This is a genomic window from Azohydromonas lata (genome assembly GCF_034427735.1).
Classification (GTDB): Bacteria; Pseudomonadota; Gammaproteobacteria; order Burkholderiales; family Burkholderiaceae_C; genus Azohydromonas; species Azohydromonas lata.
This window is the reverse complement of the sequence record NZ_JAXOJX010000186.1, coordinates 1-907: the sequence shown is the minus strand read 5'-3', so window position 1 is coordinate 907 and position 907 is coordinate 1. Positions and strand designations below refer to the sequence as shown.

Sequence of the window (907 nt, the reverse complement as noted above, 5' to 3'; positions counted from 1 at the left end):
CGGGCACGTCCGCGTCGCTGCGGCTGAGCAACGCCAGCTTCGGCCTGCGCTCGGGTGCCGCGGGCACCACGGCGTTCGAGCTGGCCAACGGCACGCTGACGGCCAGCGTCGACGGCCTGGGCAACCTCAAGGCCACCTCGGTGGCCGTGCAGTACACGGGCACTGCCGGTGCCGTGACTGCCGGTACCAAGGTGAGCGTCGGCAGCCAGAGCTACACGTTCAGCCAGGCCATCGCTGCCAACACGGTGGCGTTCAGCCTCAAGGGCTTCAGCGCCGACATCGCCAACTTCGTGTCGTTGTCCGGTGACCTGGGCTTCGCCAAGACGGGCACGGACATCGTGGCTGTGGGCTCCAACGTGACGGCTGCGCTGAGCGCAGGCACGTCGGCCTCGCTGCGCCTGAGCAACGCCAGCTTCGGTCTGCGCTCGGGAGCGGCCGGCACCACGGCGTTCGAGCTGGCCAACGGGACGCTGACGGCCACTGTCGACGGCTTGGGCAACCTCAAGGCTACCTCGGTGGCCGTGCAGTACACCGGCACTGCCGGTGCAGTGGCGGCCGGCACAAAAGTCAGTGTTGGCAGCCAAAGCTACACGTTCAGCCAGGCCATTGCCGCCAACACGGTGGCGTTCACGCTCAAGGGCTTCAGCGCCGACATCGCGAACTTCGTGTCGTTGTCGGGTGACCTGGGCTTCGCCAAGACCGGCACGGACATCGTGGCCGTGGGCTCCAACGTGACGGCCGCGCTGAGCGCGGGCACGTCCGCCTCGCTGCGCTTGAGCAACGCCAGCTTCGGCTTGCGCTCGGGTGCCGCAGGCACCACGGCGTTCGAGCTGGCCAATGGCACGCTCACGGCCAGTGTCGACGGCCTGGGCAACCTCAAGGCCACGTCGGTGGCCGTGCAGTACAC

The 907-nt window shown here is 68.6% G+C and carries 1 protein-coding gene; it reads left to right on the top strand.

The genetic code is table 11. From position 1 onward, the window contains the following. Positions 1–907 (top strand): hypothetical protein (locus tag SM757_RS34935; protein ID WP_322468857.1); only part of this gene is annotated, 907 nt, incomplete at both ends.